The 14,307-nt window shown below is 60.3% G+C and carries 14 protein-coding genes; 8 read left to right on the forward strand and 6 right to left on the reverse strand.

The window, feature by feature from the left end; genetic code table 11:
* Positions 1–20: 20 nt before the first annotated feature.
* Positions 21–902, reverse strand: coding sequence for a LysR substrate-binding domain-containing protein (locus PSH88_RS06790; RefSeq protein ID WP_305425475.1), 882 nt, complete (start codon positions 900–902; stop codon positions 21–23).
* 159 nt (positions 903–1,061) lie between these two features.
* Between PSH88_RS06790 and PSH88_RS06795 the strand changes: the two genes are divergently transcribed.
* From PSH88_RS06795 to PSH88_RS06820, 6 genes are all read left to right on the forward strand, one after another.
* Positions 1,062–2,699: a 5-guanidino-2-oxopentanoate decarboxylase gene (locus PSH88_RS06795; protein ID WP_305425476.1), complete on the forward strand. Its 1,638-nt coding sequence runs from the start codon at positions 1,062–1,064 to the stop codon at positions 2,697–2,699.
* Positions 2,696–4,144 (forward strand): aldehyde dehydrogenase family protein, encoded by a 1,449-nt coding sequence (locus PSH88_RS06800; RefSeq protein WP_305425477.1) that lies wholly within the window; start codon positions 2,696–2,698, stop codon positions 4,142–4,144. The genes PSH88_RS06795 and PSH88_RS06800 overlap by 4 nt, the downstream gene beginning before the upstream one ends.
* A 218-nt stretch (positions 4,145–4,362) precedes the next feature.
* Positions 4,363–5,466: an ABC transporter substrate-binding protein gene (locus tag PSH88_RS06805; RefSeq protein ID WP_305425478.1), complete on the forward strand. Its 1,104-nt coding sequence runs from the start codon at positions 4,363–4,365 to the stop codon at positions 5,464–5,466.
* 192 nt (positions 5,467–5,658) lie between these two features.
* Positions 5,659–6,567, forward strand: a complete 909-nt coding sequence (locus tag PSH88_RS06810) for an ABC transporter permease (RefSeq protein ID WP_305425479.1) — start codon at positions 5,659–5,661, stop codon at positions 6,565–6,567.
* Positions 6,564–7,412 (forward strand): ABC transporter permease, encoded by an 849-nt coding sequence (locus PSH88_RS06815; RefSeq protein WP_305425480.1) that lies wholly within the window; start codon positions 6,564–6,566, stop codon positions 7,410–7,412. Before PSH88_RS06810 ends, PSH88_RS06815 begins: the two co-directional genes overlap by 4 nt.
* A gap of 13 nt (positions 7,413–7,425) precedes the next feature.
* Positions 7,426–8,481, forward strand: coding sequence for an ABC transporter ATP-binding protein (locus tag PSH88_RS06820; RefSeq protein ID WP_305425481.1), 1,056 nt, complete (start codon positions 7,426–7,428; stop codon positions 8,479–8,481).
* A 122-nt stretch (positions 8,482–8,603) separates the two neighbouring features.
* Here the strand turns inward: PSH88_RS06820 and PSH88_RS06825 are convergent, their stop codons facing one another.
* From PSH88_RS06825 to PSH88_RS06835, 3 genes are all read right to left on the reverse strand, one after another.
* Positions 8,604–9,599 carry a transposase gene (locus PSH88_RS06825; RefSeq protein WP_305483492.1) on the reverse strand — a complete coding sequence of 332 codons (996 nt, stop codon included), beginning with the start codon at positions 9,597–9,599 and terminating at the stop codon, positions 8,604–8,606.
* Complete coding sequence (locus PSH88_RS06830) at positions 9,596–9,904, reverse strand: hypothetical protein (protein WP_305483493.1); 309 nt, start codon at positions 9,902–9,904, stop codon at positions 9,596–9,598. Before PSH88_RS06830 ends, PSH88_RS06825 begins: the two co-directional genes overlap by 4 nt.
* Positions 9,905–9,998: 94 nt before the next feature.
* Positions 9,999–10,928, reverse strand: coding sequence for an AraC family transcriptional regulator (locus PSH88_RS06835; RefSeq protein WP_305425482.1), 930 nt, complete (start codon positions 10,926–10,928; stop codon positions 9,999–10,001).
* 335 nt (positions 10,929–11,263) lie between these two features.
* Here PSH88_RS06835 and PSH88_RS06840 point away from each other — a divergent pair, with 335 nt between their 5' ends.
* Together PSH88_RS06840 and PSH88_RS06845 are read left to right on the forward strand one after the other, a co-directional pair.
* Complete coding sequence (locus PSH88_RS06840; protein ID WP_305425484.1) at positions 11,264–11,617, forward strand: putative quinol monooxygenase; 354 nt, start codon at positions 11,264–11,266, stop codon at positions 11,615–11,617.
* A gap of 41 nt (positions 11,618–11,658) precedes the next feature.
* The gene (locus tag PSH88_RS06845) at positions 11,659–11,889 is read left to right on the forward strand and encodes a hypothetical protein (protein ID WP_205889518.1); all 231 of its coding nucleotides are present in this window, start codon (positions 11,659–11,661) and stop codon (positions 11,887–11,889) included.
* Here the strand turns inward: PSH88_RS06845 and PSH88_RS06850 are convergent, their stop codons facing one another.
* Together PSH88_RS06850 and PSH88_RS06855 are read right to left on the reverse strand one after the other, a co-directional pair.
* Entirely contained in the window at positions 11,890–12,519 is a 630-nt protein-coding gene (locus PSH88_RS06850) for a flavin reductase family protein (protein ID WP_018926552.1), read from the reverse strand.
* Between the two features lie 252 nt (positions 12,520–12,771).
* The gene (locus PSH88_RS06855; RefSeq protein WP_305425485.1) at positions 12,772–14,091 is read right to left on the reverse strand and encodes an MFS transporter; all 1,320 of its coding nucleotides are present in this window, start codon (positions 14,089–14,091) and stop codon (positions 12,772–12,774) included.
* Positions 14,092–14,307 lie beyond the last annotated feature (216 nt).

Raw genomic sequence — 14,307 nt, forward strand, 5'->3', positions numbered from 1 at the left:
GAACGATCATCGGGGGGCGGTTACCGTGATTGAGCCTGCTCCACCAACCACCCCATCAATTCGCGCAATTTCGGCGAAGGCTCTGGTTTTTCGGGAAACACCAGGTAATACGCCAACCCGGTTTTCACCTTCAATTCAAAGGGCATGACCAGCCGCCCGGCACTCAGGTCATCGCCGATCAACGACCAATCGCCAATCGCCACGCCCGTCCCCTGGGACGCCATCGACATCGCCAGGTCCAGGGTTTCGAAATGCTGACCTTTGCCAACATTGCTCAGCCGAATATCCGCGGCCTTCAGCCAGGCGTTCCAGTCCCGTTCATCGCGGGTGGGGTGCAGCAACAAGTGCTGTTGCAGATCGGCCGGCGTCTGCAAAGCCATCGGCCCTTCAAGCATCGGTCGGGAACACACGGGCGTCAGTTGCTCATCGAACAGATGTCGGGAAGCCAGTGAGCTGCCTGGCGGCGGGCCATACATCACCGCCGCATCGAACTGCTCGCGATGAAAATCCACGCCGTGTTTGACCGTGGTGGTCAATTCCACCGGTACATCCGGGCGCTCCTTTTGCCACTGCAACAGGCGTGGCAACAGCCAGCGCATCACGCAGGTCGGCGCTTTCAATTGCAGGGTTTCGCGCTTCTCGCCGATCTGCTCCACCGCCTCGTCGATCAGGCCGAAAATCTGTTGCACCCGTGGCAACCACTCCCGTCCTTCGGCGGTCAGGCTCAAGCCCCGCGCCTGGCGAATGAACAGCTCATAACCCAGATGATCTTCCAGCCCGGCGATCTGCCGGCTCACCGCGCCTTGGGTGATGTGCAGTTGTTCGGCGGCCCGGGTGAAGTTGCAGCACTGCGCGGTGATCAGAAAAGTGTGCAGCGCCGGCAGGGGAGGCAATCGTTTCATTGGGATCCAAGGTATGACGTGAGGACATGGCTAGTATGACTTTTTATCCATTGTTGCGGCTATGTGTCGCCCGTTCCAATGAGGCCATCCCTGGACCTGCCAACCCATCATAAACACTGCGCAGGCCCGGCGTCTCAAACGAACAAAAAGGGCAAAGACATGGCGACGTGCGGCGAAGTATTGGTCAAGTTACTCGAAGGTTACGGGGTCGAGCAGGTGTTCGGCATTCCCGGGGTTCACACCGTGGAGCTGTATCGCGGGCTGGCCCGTTCGAGCATCAACCACGTCACTCCACGTCACGAACAGGGCGCCGGTTTCATGGCCGACGGTTACGCTCGCACCAGCGGCAAACCGGGCGTGTGCTTCATCATCACCGGCCCTGGCATGACCAACATCACCACCGCCATGGGCCAGGCTTACGCCGACTCGATCCCGATGCTGGTGATCTCCAGCGTGCAATCGCGCAGCCAATTGGGTGGCGGTCGCGGCAAGTTGCATGAGCTGCCGAACCAGAGCGCACTGGTCGGCGGCGTGGCAGCGTTCTCCCACACCTTGATGTCGGCGGCTGAATTGCCGGGCGTCCTGGCTCGCGCCTTCGCGCTGTTCCAGGCTGGCCGTCCACGTCCGGTGCACATCGAAATTCCGTTGGACGTATTGGTCGAAGAGGCCGATGACTTGCTCGCCAGCGTGCCGGTCAACATCGACCGCGCCGGTGCTTCGCCAAGCGCAATCAGCCGCATGACCGACTTGCTGGCCGGTGCCAAGCGCCCGTTGATTCTCGCCGGTGGTGGCGCCATCGATGCGGCGGCCGAGCTGACTGAACTGGCCGAACTGCTGGATGCGCCAGTGGCCCTGACCATCAATGCCAAAGGCATGCTCGAGTCCAGTCACCCGCTGCTGATCGGTTCGACCCAGAGCCTGGTAGCCACACGCGCGCTGGTCGCCGAGGCCGACGTGGTGCTGGCCATCGGCACCGAACTGGCCGAAACCGATTACGACGTCACCTTTGCTGGCGGCTTCGAAATTCCTGGCGTGCTGCTGCGCGTGGACATCGACTCCGACCAGACCGTGCGTAATTACCCGCCGAAAGTCGCCTTGGTGGCCGACTCGCGCAACGCCGCTCAGGCCTTGCTGAGTGCGCTGGCCCACCAGTCGCTGGCCGAGCGTCGCAACGATTGGGGCCAGGTACGGGCCGCGCGTTTGCGCGATGAACTGGCTGCGTCCTGGGACGCCCCGACGCTGGCCCAGACCCGTTTCCTGGAAACCGTGCTGTACGAATTGCCAAACGCGGTGTTCGTCGGCGATTCGACCCAACCGGTGTACACCGGCAACCTGACCTTTAACCCGGAGCGCCCGCGCCGCTGGTTCAACTCGTCCACCGGTTACGGCACCCTCGGTTACGCCTTGCCGGCGGCGATTGGCGCTTGGCTCGGTGGCAGCATCGAAGGTGGCGCACGCCCGCCGGTGGTGTGCCTGATCGGCGACGGCGGTCTGCAATTCACCCTGCCGGAATTGGCCAGTGCGGTGGAAGCACGCACCCCGGTGATCGTCCTGCTGTGGAATAACCAGGGCTACGAAGAGATCAAGAAATACATGGTCAACCGCGCCATCGAGCCGGTAGGCGTGGACATCTACACCCCGGACTTCATCGGTGTGGCCAAGGCCCTGGGTTGCGCGGCCGAGGCGGTTAGTGGTGTCGAAGAACTGCGCAGTGCATTGCGTCTCGCCACCGATCGCCAGGGCCCGTCCCTGATTGAAATTGATCAGGCCCAGTGGATGAAGGCGGTGTCGAAATGAGTTTTCCAACTACTTTGGATGGCTTGTACATCAATGGCCAATGGTCCGCCGGAGGCGAACATCTGCGCGTGATCAACCCGGCGACCGAAGCCCTGTTGACCACCGTTAACGGCGGCGATGCTCACGCTGTCGATCAGGCCGTTACGGCTGCGGCCAACGCTTTCAACGAATGGTCGAAAACCACTGGCGCCGAGCGCGGGGCGATCCTGCGCAGAATCGCCGCAGGCGTGCAGGCCGGTCGCGAGCAGTTGATGAAATTGCAGTCGAGCAACAACGGCAAACCGCTGTTCGAAGCGGCCATCGACGTCGACGACGTGATCGCCACCTTCGAGTATTACGCCGGTCTGGCCGAAGGCCTGGACGCGAAGCAAGACAGCGCCGTGGCGTTGCCGAGCGACGATTTCAGCGCCCGTTTACGCCGCGAACCGTGCGGTGTGGTGGGGCTGATCGTGCCGTGGAATTTCCCGATGGTCACCACCGCCTGGAAACTCGCCCCGGCCCTGGCCGCCGGTTGTTGTGTGGTGCTCAAACCGTCAGAAGTGACGCCGCTACCGGAGCTGGAACTGGCGACGATCATTGCTGAAGCGGGCCTGCCAAACGGTGTGTTCAATCTGGTCTGCGGCACCGGTCTGGCCGTCGGCGCACCGCTGTCGGCTGACCCACGCATCGCCAAGATTTCCTTCACCGGCAGCAACGCGGTGGGCGTGCAGGTGATGCAGCGAGCGGCGGAAACCGTGAAAGGCGTGAGTCTCGAACTCGGCGGCAAATCTTCGCTGCTGGTACTTGCCGATGCCGACATCGAGCTGGCCGTGGAAGTGGCCTGCGGTGGCGGCTTCTTCAATGCCGGGCAAATGTGTTCCGCCACCAGCCGCGTGCTGGTCGCCGACGAATTGGCGGATAAATTTGTCGCGCGATTGAAGGCCCGTGCCGAAGCTATTCGCGTGGCCGACCCGTTCGACCCGAACGTGGAAATGGGCGCACTGGTCAATCAGGCGCAATACCAACGTGTGCTGGGCCACATCGACCGTGGTTTGAGTGCTGGGGCGAAGCTGATCTGCGGCGGTAATCGTCCGGCAGATCTGCCACGCGGCTATTTTTTGCAGCCGACGATTTTCATCGACGTGCCCCTCGACAGTGCGCTGTGGTGCGAAGAGATTTTCGGCCCGGTGATCTGCGTGCGCAGTTTCACCTCTGAAGCCGAGGCAATTGCCCTGGCCAACGACAGCCAGTTCGGCCTGGTGGCCAGCGTGGTCACTCGCGACGCCGAAGCGGCCGATCGGGTCGCCAACGCTTTGCAGGCGGGGCTCGTGTGGATCAACGCGCCGCAAGTGATCTTCCCGCAGACCGCCTGGGGTGGCTACAAACAGAGCAGCATCGGTCGCGAATTGGGGCCGTGGGGCTTGCAGGCTTTCCAGGAAATCAAACACGTGATTCGGGCTGTCTGACAGCACGAAAAAGGTGAGCGCATGCCTCTCGATGAGGCATGCGCCAGCGTCATGGCTTCAATGAGTTTTTATCGATAGTCAGGTGTTTTGCACGACCTCAGGATGAACCCGCTGGCATCGCCAAGGCCCATTGAAACCGGGGGCTTGAAGCTGATCTGGCCGCGCGGATGCAACGGTTGCGACCAACCTCATACTTAAAAAAACAAAGGGAGTCCTTCATGGGCGAGCACGATCTGAACAGACGTCAATTCATCAAAACCGTGGGCGTAGCGTCCGTGGCTGCGGCGGCCATGAGCATGCCGTTCATCAAGGCCAATGCCAGCGATACGCGCTTCCAGGGCAAGACCCTGCGCTTGCTGACCTGGTCCGATGACACCGGCCTTGCGGCATTGCGCAACATCGCGGCAACCTTCGAAGCCAAGTACGGCTGCAAGGTCATCGCCGACCGTACCGGCAGCACCTCGGAAATGGTCGCCAAACTCAAGGCCGGCGGTGATCGTCCGCAGTACGACATCATCACCCTGGCCGGCGTCGGCGCCGAAGGTCTGGCCGCCGCCAACTTATTGGAAAAACCCGATCTCAATCGCATCCCTAACCTGATCGACGTGCCGGAAAAATACCGCACCGGCGCCAACGGTCACGGCATCGGTTATCTGCTGTGGTGCAACAGCCTGGTCTACAGCACCCGCACCATCAAGGAAGCGCCGGACAGCTACGCCGCCCTGTGGGACGCGGAGCTGTCGCCGAACATCTTCCTGCCGCCGCCGAACTGGACCGAGGCCATGGACCTGATCATCATCGCCGCCAAACTGGCCGGTGGTGACGAACACAACATCGAGCCAGGCTTCAAGAAACTCGCCGAGCTGAAAGATCGCGTCGTGACCTTGGGCGAAAACCCGAACCAGATCGCCGAGCTGTTCCGCACCGGTTCGCTGGACATGGGCGGCTTGTACGCGCCAGCGTTTTTCCCGAAACAGATCCGCGATCCGGCCTACGGTCTGGGCGCCACCTTCGGCATGAAGGAAGGCTTCTACACCGACCTGATGTTGTCGGTGATGCCGAAGAATCGCCCGGGCGAGATCGACTTGGCCTATGCCTTCATCAACCACTCTCTGGACCCGCTGGTGCAGGGCAAGATGGCCGAAGACATCTACAACGGCCCGGTCAATGCCAAGGCGATCATCTCCGCCGAAGCGCGCAAGAGCCCCTACATCCTCACGCCGGAGCAGATTGCCGAGAAGGCGATCATGCACGACAACGCCTTCCTGGCCACCGTGCATGACCAATGGATTCGTCGTTACACGGAAATCTTTTCTTCCTGATCGAGTGGCGAACGCAGGTTTTCAGAACACTGCAAAACACTGTGGGAGCGGGCTTGCCCGCGATGACGGCCTCCCTGTCGATAATGATGTGACTGACAGATTGCTATCGCGGGCAAGCCCGCTCCCACAGGGTTAACGGTGGTTTTGAAGGTTGTGCTCGCTCAGCTGCTTTCCATTGACGAGACCCTTGCTATGGAACATCAACCTCTGACTCACCCGGTAAGCGCCGCACCAGTGCGCATCAATCGGGGTGTCTCACCGACGGCGCGCGCCTGGCTTTTCCTTTCGCCGTCGATGCTGTTTCTCGGCGTGCTGATTGCCGCGAGCCTCTTGGTGCTGCGCATGAGCGTCGGCACCAAAGACGCGGAGTGGTCTGGCTTCAGCCTGGCCAGTTACGCCCAATTGCTGGAACCCTATTACCTCAAATCGTTGCTGCTGACGTTGCGCCTGGCGCTGATCAGCGCGGTGATTGCGGTGCTGCTGGCGATCCCGGTGGCCTACACCATGTCGCGGCTGACCTCGCCGTTTGTGCGGCGGATTTTCCTCGCGGCGGTGCTGCTGCCGTTGTTGGTCAACCTGCTGCTGCAAAGCTACGGCTGGCTGGTGATCCTCGGCCCTGGCGGCATGCTCAATCAGGCGCTGATGGGGCTGGGCCTGATCAAGCGCCCGATCATGCTGCTCTACAACCAGAACGGCGTGTTGATGGGCCTGGTGCAAACCGCGTTCCCGCTGGCCGTGCTGCCGATTGCCAGCGCCATGCGCGGCGTTGCTCGCACTTACGAAGAAGCCGCCGCCACCCTGGGCGCCAGTCGCTTGCAGGTGTTTCGCCAGGTGGTGTTGCCGATGAGTTTGCCGGGGATCATCACCGGCGCGACGCTGGTGTTCGCCTACAACGCCAGCAGTTTTGTGGTGCCGCTGCTGCTCGGTGGTCGGCGCGTGCCGATGCTGGCGGTGATGGTGCATGACCAGATCGCCCCGCTGATGAACTGGCCCGCCGCGTCTGCTGCTGGTGTGGTGCTGATCGTTACCACCCTGGCGATCATGACCTTGTCCGAATACATCACTGGCCGTCGTCGGCGCATGCTGGAGGCTTCGCAATGAGCTCTGTGATCAAGAAGCGTCAGTCGCTGTTGCCGGGCGATACCGGCAAGTTCGCCGGCATCCTGTCGGGCTTCATTTTGCTGCTGGCGGTGCTGCCGATCCTGACCATGATCGTCATGTCGTTCAGCGGCGCGTCGAACCTCGACTTCCCGCCGAGCAGCTACAGCCTGCAATGGTACAAAGCCGCCTGGAACACCTTCGTGTCGCCGGATTCCAGCGATGTGCTGAGCCTCGGCAAAGCCATGACCACCAGCCTGATGGTGGCCTGCCTGACCATGATTTTCGCCACGATTATCGCGGTGCCGGCAGCTTATGCCCTGACCCGTTGCGAGTTCCGCGGCAAGGCTGTGGCCTTGCAATTGATGTCGCTGCCACTGGTGTTCCCGATGGTGGTGTTGGGCCTGGCCTTGCTGCTGGTGTTCGACAGCCTGCCGTTCCACATCACCACCTCGCGGCTGGTGATTGCCCACGTGATTCTGGCGCTGCCGTTCGTGGTGAAAAACTGCACCGCGGCGATGCTCTCCATCGGCAGCGAAGTCGAAGAGGCCGCGCAAATGCTCGGTGCTTCACCGCTGCGGGCGATTGTCGATGTGGTGGTGCCGCTGATGAAATCGGGGATTCTGGCGGGCATGCTGCTGGCGTTCATCGTCTCGTTCAACGAATTCACCGTGACCTATTTCCTCTACACCATCGACGTCATGACCGTGCCGATCTGGATGTACAGCCGCACCGTGTCTTCGCTCGACCCTACCGTTTTCTCGTTTGCCGTGCTGATTGTGCTGATCGACTTCGTCCTCATTTGGGCGTTGGAGAAGCTGGTCGGCGAAGGTGGCGTTTCCTTTTGATTTGAGGTGCAACATGACTGGTCTGATTCTGGAAAACGTCGAGAAACATTACGGCTCGGCCTGCGCGGTAAAGAATGTGAACCTGCATTTGCCCGAGGGCAAACTGGTGTGTTTCCTCGGCCCGTCGGGCTGCGGAAAAACCACTTTGCTGCGGATGATCGCCGGGCTCGAAACCCTGACAGGTGGCGAGATTCGCCTGGACGGTGAAGACATCGGCCACACGCCGGCGCATCAGCGCAATTTCGGCATGGTGTTTCAATCGCTGGCACTGTTTCCGCACATGACGGTGGGGGAGAACATTGCCTATCCGCTGAAACTGCGCGGGGTCAGCAAGGTTGATCAACAGGCGCGGGTAGTGGAGTTGCTGGAGCTGATTCAGCTGCAGGAAATGATTGATCGCCCGGTGGCGAAACTCTCCGGCGGTCAGCGTCAGCGTGTGGCGATTGCCCGGGCGATTGCCTCGCGGCCGAAAATCCTGCTGCTCGACGAACCGCTGTCGGCGCTGGACGCCAAGCTGCGCGAATCGATGCAGGTGGAAATCCGTCAGCTGCAACAACGTTTGAACATCACCACCATCATGGTCACCCACGACCAGCGCGAAGCCATGACCATGGCCGATATCGTGGTGGTTTTGGGTGAGCATCGGGTGCAGCAGGTGGGTACGCCGATTGAAATCTATCGGCATCCGGCCAATGAATTTGTCGCGGACTTTATCGGTTCGGGGAACATTTTCCCGGCCACGGCGCTGGGCAATGGCAAGGTCTGCTTGCCCGGTGGCGATGCACTGCAAGTGCCGATCTGCAGCAGCGTTGTGGTGGGGGAGAAGGTGAAAATGCTGATTCGCCCGGAAGACCTGCAACTGTCGCAACCCCAGGCCACGGCGGGGAATCGCTTGCTCGGCAAGGTGACGTTTGTGCGGGATATCGGTGCGACCATCGAAACCACTGTCGAGTGTTCCGGGGTGTCGTTTACCGCGTTGAGCACGCCGTGTCAGGGAGTTGGGTTGAGCATTGGCAATCCGGTGTCGGTGACATTGCCGGCTGAGGCGTGCCGAGTGCTAAGCGCCTGACGTTAGAGGCGGGTTGCTCTGACTGGTCCCATCGCGGGCAAGCCCGCTCCCACAGAGTTCCGTGTACACCGGTCCTTGTGGGAGCGGGCTTGCCCGCGATGGGCATAGGTATCTACACATCTCTAAAGTCTTCGGCTGGCCACCCAGCCGATGGCCTCTTTAGCAAAACCCGCCAGTTCCTGGGGCGTGTATTGTTCCAATGTCTCGCACATGGCCAAAAGCATGTATAAACCGGCCAGCAGCGCGGAAGCCGTCACCGGCTGCGAGCGCTTCATCTGTCGACCAGACAGACGGACCAAAAAATCCCGTGTTTGCTCAGCGAACTCCCCCTTAGCCCGCATCAGACGCCAACTGACAGCACATGCCTGACTGGCGATCAACAGCCGTTTGAACACCGCTTCACCGCTCTCTTGCTGCCAGTTTTCCAGCTGATGCCCACCCCCTTTAAGCAGTTTGAAGTAGGACTCGATACGCCAGCGCCAGTAATACCAGAGCGCCAATCGTTCATCTGCGACCTCTTGCTCAAGGTTGCTCAGCAAATACCATTCGGCCAGCAGGTGACCATCGGCTCCCAGTATTCGGCTCACGACGAGCCGGGCCGGCAACGGCTCACCAGACTTGCGCAGCGTCTTGCGGTCGGCCCTGTCTTTGGTGAAAGGCTGGGCTTGGCGAGTCAGCACGACGGCGGTTTCTCCCACCCATTGAATGGCCGGTTTTCCTTTGTAGTCCACCTTGCGAGTTTTGCGGTAGGTCATCTCGCGAGCAATTTGACTCAGGGCCCTCGATTGACCTGCATGACTGGCCGTGGAACCGGCCTTGACTCGCACCAGCCATTGCCGACCCTCGGCCTGCCATTGCCTCAGGTGAGCGACCGAATCAGCCTCTCGATCCACGATATGGACAAGCGGCTTGGCAAAATTCTGCTGTTCCAGCCAAGTGATACGTTGTGTCAGTTCATGCAGATGCTTCTCAGGGGCCAGCACTTCTTCGGCTCGCGTGCTGAGCACGCCGTCCTTGGTCGCCAGATTTTGAGCGGGAGTACAGATCGGTGCACCGTCACGGTCGGTGACTAGCAGGCTGCTTTGCAGCTCGTAACCGATGTCGCCCCGGTGGGTCATTTGCGGCGATCAGCCTTGCTGTGGTGGTGCATGTAATTGAGCCGAGACCAATCGTGCATGACCAGCGCGTAATCATCACAGTCATCCCGACAACCCTCGTGGGCCAGCGCCAGCAGCGGTTTAACCAGGTCAACGGGCCGAACCCGGTCATTGCTCAAAAATCGCCAAAGGGCTTGCGTCTGTGCAAAAGCCTTGTCGCTTCGCGGCAAGGCTTTCATCCCGGCGGCCAGCGCCGGTAGTCCATTACTGTGTCCCATGACTAACTCGTCGTATCGTTTTGTCAGTCGGGCATCTAGCCCGGTCATTTGATATCCATGCCGTCCCTTTATAGACCAGGATCGGGAGATGTGTAGATACCTATGCCGCGATGGGGCCATCAGCCACAAAACAAATGCCAGATCAAACCGACAACCGTAACCGCGCCAAATCCCGGAGCGGCGGCGCGCCAAACAGTCGGCTGTACTCCCGGCTAAATTGCGAAGGGCTTTCATACCCCACCCGATAACCCGCCGCCGAAGCTTCCAGCCCTTCGGCCAGCATCAACCGCCGCGCTTCTTGCAGGCGCAACTGCTTCTGATACTGCAGCGGGCTCATCGCCGTCATCGCCTTGAACCGGTGATGCAGCGTCGACACGCTCAGGTTCACTTCCCGCGCCAGATCATCGATGCGCAACGGTTGCTCATAATTGCCGTTGAGCCATTTGATCGCCTGGCTGATGCGATGGCTCTGACTGTTGGCGATAGCAATCTCATACAGCCGATGCCCCTGCTGGCTACGCAACAGCCGATACAGAATCTCCCGGCGGATCAGCGGCGCCAGCATGGCGATGTCTTTGGGTGTGTCCAGCAAACGTGCCAGACGCAATACGGCATCGAGCATTGCTGTGTCGATCTGCTCAACATACAGGCCGCGGCCAGTGGGACGTGTGGGTACGCCGATGGGGCCGGCGTCGGCAATCAGCGCGCTGATTTCCGCCGGGTCGATGTCCAGCCGCACGGCGAGGATTGGTTCCTCGGGCGAGACATTCACCACCCGCCCGCTCAACGGCATCGAAACCGACACCACCAGGTAATTCAGCGGGTCGTAATTGAAGTATTCATCTGCCAGCCGAACTTCCTTGCGCCCCTGGGCCATGATGCACAGGGCCGGTTGCGCCAGCACCGGGGCGAAATCATGGTTTTGACTGTGGCGCGACATGAACAGCGAGCCGACGGCGGTGGCATAAGTACCATCCTCCATCGTGTTACGACGGATGAGGGCGGCCAGTTCCGCGCGTTGTTTTTCCATGTCGGCATTCAGCGGGGCTTGAAAATGATCGAGCGACGACATGCTGGGCATCCTCGGTGACGCGTTGGTAATGGGCTGAGCTTAAATTTGTGCAAGGAACAGCGGTAGACACATCCTGCCAAAAGCTTGCCTGATTCTGCACGGGGTGAGTACGCGGTGCTGCTATGGCAGGGCAGCGCCGGGAAAACTTGCTTGAAAGTCGTATTGCAGCGATGTGACAGTGGTTTACATGCTGTTACAGACGTTTTTTGCAGCCGCGCAGGATTGTGCAATAAGCCGGCAGGAATCGACTAACGACGACCAGGGCGCGCCGCCTAATCTTGGATCCTGTCGCAGCCCGTCCCCGGCTGCCACTGGATGACCTGGGAGGGTTGAACATGTCTACGCAGATCCCCGTCAGTCATATGGCCTTCGTCCGCGCCCGCGCCGGGCGTTCAGCAGAACTCGGTGCGCGCCTCAGCGCCCTGATCGAGCCATCGCGCAACGCGCCGGGTTGCCTGAGCTTCGCCCTGCAGCACTCGCAATGCGATCCAGAGCTGTGGCTGGTGTCCGGTTTCTGGACCAACCAACAGGCCATGACCTCTTACTTCGGCAGCCCGGCGATGCAGATTTTTGCCGAGCTGGTGCAGGAGTTGGTGGTCAATAGCCTGGATTTCCATACCTTCAAGGATGTCTCGGCGGTCCAGGCCCTTGGCCATTCCCAGGCAGCGGTACACAAACTGGCCGGTTGAGGGTTTAATGGCGCAACTCTCCATTAGCCAGGATCCGCGACATGGCACGTAAAGCCTTTGAACACTTCGAAGCCGTTTCAGCAGTAGTACCGGGCGAGGGCGGTTACCATGCCGCGATTGCCGTCAAAGCCCTCGGTGGTTCCGGCGCCCCGGTTTTTCACAAAGTGCTGGAAGGCCAGACCTTCAAGACCGCTCATGAAGCCGACGAGGCCGCGGCCAAAGAGCTGACCCGCCTCAAAGACGTCAAACAAGACGCCGACTTGCTCTGGTAATTACTTGACCGCCCCCGGGCGGAACATCTTGAACAGTGCCTCTGGCCCCAGCTGAAAGTAATCCGCTGGCCCGCCGCCGCGCAGAATCGGTTCTGCCGCGGCGGTGTCGTAGACCCCATCCTTCAACAGCCACTTGGCGATGTGCACGGCGACCACTTCGCCGAGAATCAGCCAGCTCGGCACCACTTCCTTGTTTGCGCGCTGCAACTGAATGATCTGCGTGACCTTGCACTCAAAGGACACCGGGCTTTCGGCGACCCGTGGCACCTGAATGATTTTCGACGCCGCGGTGGTCAGTCCGGACAGTTCGAATTCATTGACCTCGGGCCCGACCATGGCGCAGCTCTGATTCATCTGCTCGGCCAGTGGACGGGTCGCCAGGTTCCAGGCGAATTCGCCGGTCTGCTCGATGTTGTTCAGGCTGTCTTTGCGCCCGACGCTGGAAAAACCAATGATCGGCGGGATGTAATTGAAGGCGTTGAAAAAGCTGTAGGGCGCCAGGTTCAGGCGACCGTTGGCATCCTGGGAGGAAATCCAGCCGATAGGGCGCGGGCCGACGATGGCGTTGAACGGGTCATGCGGCAAGCCGTGGCCGTTGGCGGGTTCATAGAAGTGGATGTCGTCGGGCATGTGAATTCCTGGAGTCGTTCGGGAGGCGATCATGGTGCAAGGGCCAGCGGCATATTTCCAGTCCATCCTCGATCACTGTGGGAGCGGGCTTGCCCGCGATAGCGGTTTAACAGTCAACATAGATGTTGAATGTTATGGCGTCATCGCGGGCAAGCCCGCTCCCACAGGGTTTTGTGTCGAACCTGGCATTTTGCTTTCCCCCAGAAACGACCAAGCCCGACCAAGGCCGGGCTGTGGTGTTGCGTTCAGGGATCAGTCCGTCTCGATCCGCGAATGCTTGCGGGTGTCTTTCATGGTGATGTACACCAGCAACGACACCGCGATGCACGCCGTGACATACCAGTAGTAACCGGTTTCCATGCCGATGCTCTTGAACCACAGCGCGATGTATTCAGCGGTGCCGCCGAAGATCGACACGGTCAGTGCGTATGGCAGGCCAACGCCCAGGGCGCGGATTTCGGTCGGGAACAGTTCAGCTTTGACCACCGCGTTGATCGAGGTGTAGCCGCTGACGATGATCAGCGCCGCCATGATCAGGAAGAACGCGCCCCACCAGGTCTGGACGGTGTGCAGAGTGGTCAGGATCGGTACGGTGAACAGTGTCCCGAGAATGCCGAAGGCGATCAGGATCGGCCGACGACCGACTTTATCCGACAGCCCGCCGATGATCGGTTGCAGGCACATGAACAGGAACAACGTGGCCGCAGAAATCGTGGTGGAGTCGGAAATGCTCATGCCGACGGTGTTCACCAGGTATTTCTGCATGTACGTGGTGTAGGTGTAGAACGCCAGCGTGCCGCCCATGGTCAGGCCGACCACGGTCATCAGTTCCTTGGGATGGCGCAGCAAGGTGCGCATCGCGCTTTCCTTGGCTTTCTCTTTCTTGGTGAACGACTCGGTTTCTTCCATGCCGCGACGCAGGTAGAGCGCGACCACGGCACACAGCGCACCGATGGCGAACGGAATGCGCCAGCCCCAGGCGTACAACTCTTCGGTGGTCAGGGTCTGTTGCAGCACGATCAACACCGCCAGGGCGATGAGCTGGCCGGAGATCAACGTCACGTACTGGAAACTGGAGTAAAAGCCGCGACGTTCCTTGGTCGCCATCTCACTGAGGTAAGTCGCCGAGGTGCCGTATTCACCCCCGACCGACAAACCTTGCAGCAGGCGGGCGAACACCAGCAGGATCGGCGCGCCGATGCCGATGGTTTCATAACCCGGGCTCAGGGCGATCAGCAGCGAGCCAAAGCACATCAGGTAGACCGAAGCCATCAACGCACGTTTGCGACCGGCCTTGTCGGCGTAGAGGCCCATCAACCAGCCACCGATCGGGCGCATCAAAAAGCCCACGGCGAAGATCGCGGCGGTGTTGAGCAGTTGTGCGGTGGTGTCGCCTTTGGGGAAGAAGGCTTTGGCGAAGTACAGGGAGAAGGCGGCGTAGACGTACCAGTCGTACCACTCGACCATGTTGCCGACAGAACCGCTGAAGATCGATTTGATCCGGCTGGCGGTGGTTCTTTCTTTGGCCGGCGCGGCAGCCGACCCAAGAGGCAGGGCGTTGGAGTTATCCATTGAAGGATCCTTCGTTTAATTGTTTTTGTGGAGCGCGTTAAAACGCAGCCTGCTGGAGCTATAGCAGGAGCTGTGCCAAGGAGAGGAGGGCCGGTTTAGAGGGGGTGCGGGGAATTGGTGAGCGGAAATCCGCTTATGCCGGACTGGGCGTGAGCGGAAAATTGCTTATCTGGCTTGTGGATTTGTATCGTTTGTACCGGCCTCTTCGCGGGCAAG

Origin of the sequence: Pseudomonas wuhanensis (assembly GCF_030687395.1) — a bacterium.
In the GTDB taxonomy this organism is placed as follows: domain Bacteria; phylum Pseudomonadota; class Gammaproteobacteria; order Pseudomonadales; family Pseudomonadaceae; genus Aquipseudomonas; species Aquipseudomonas wuhanensis.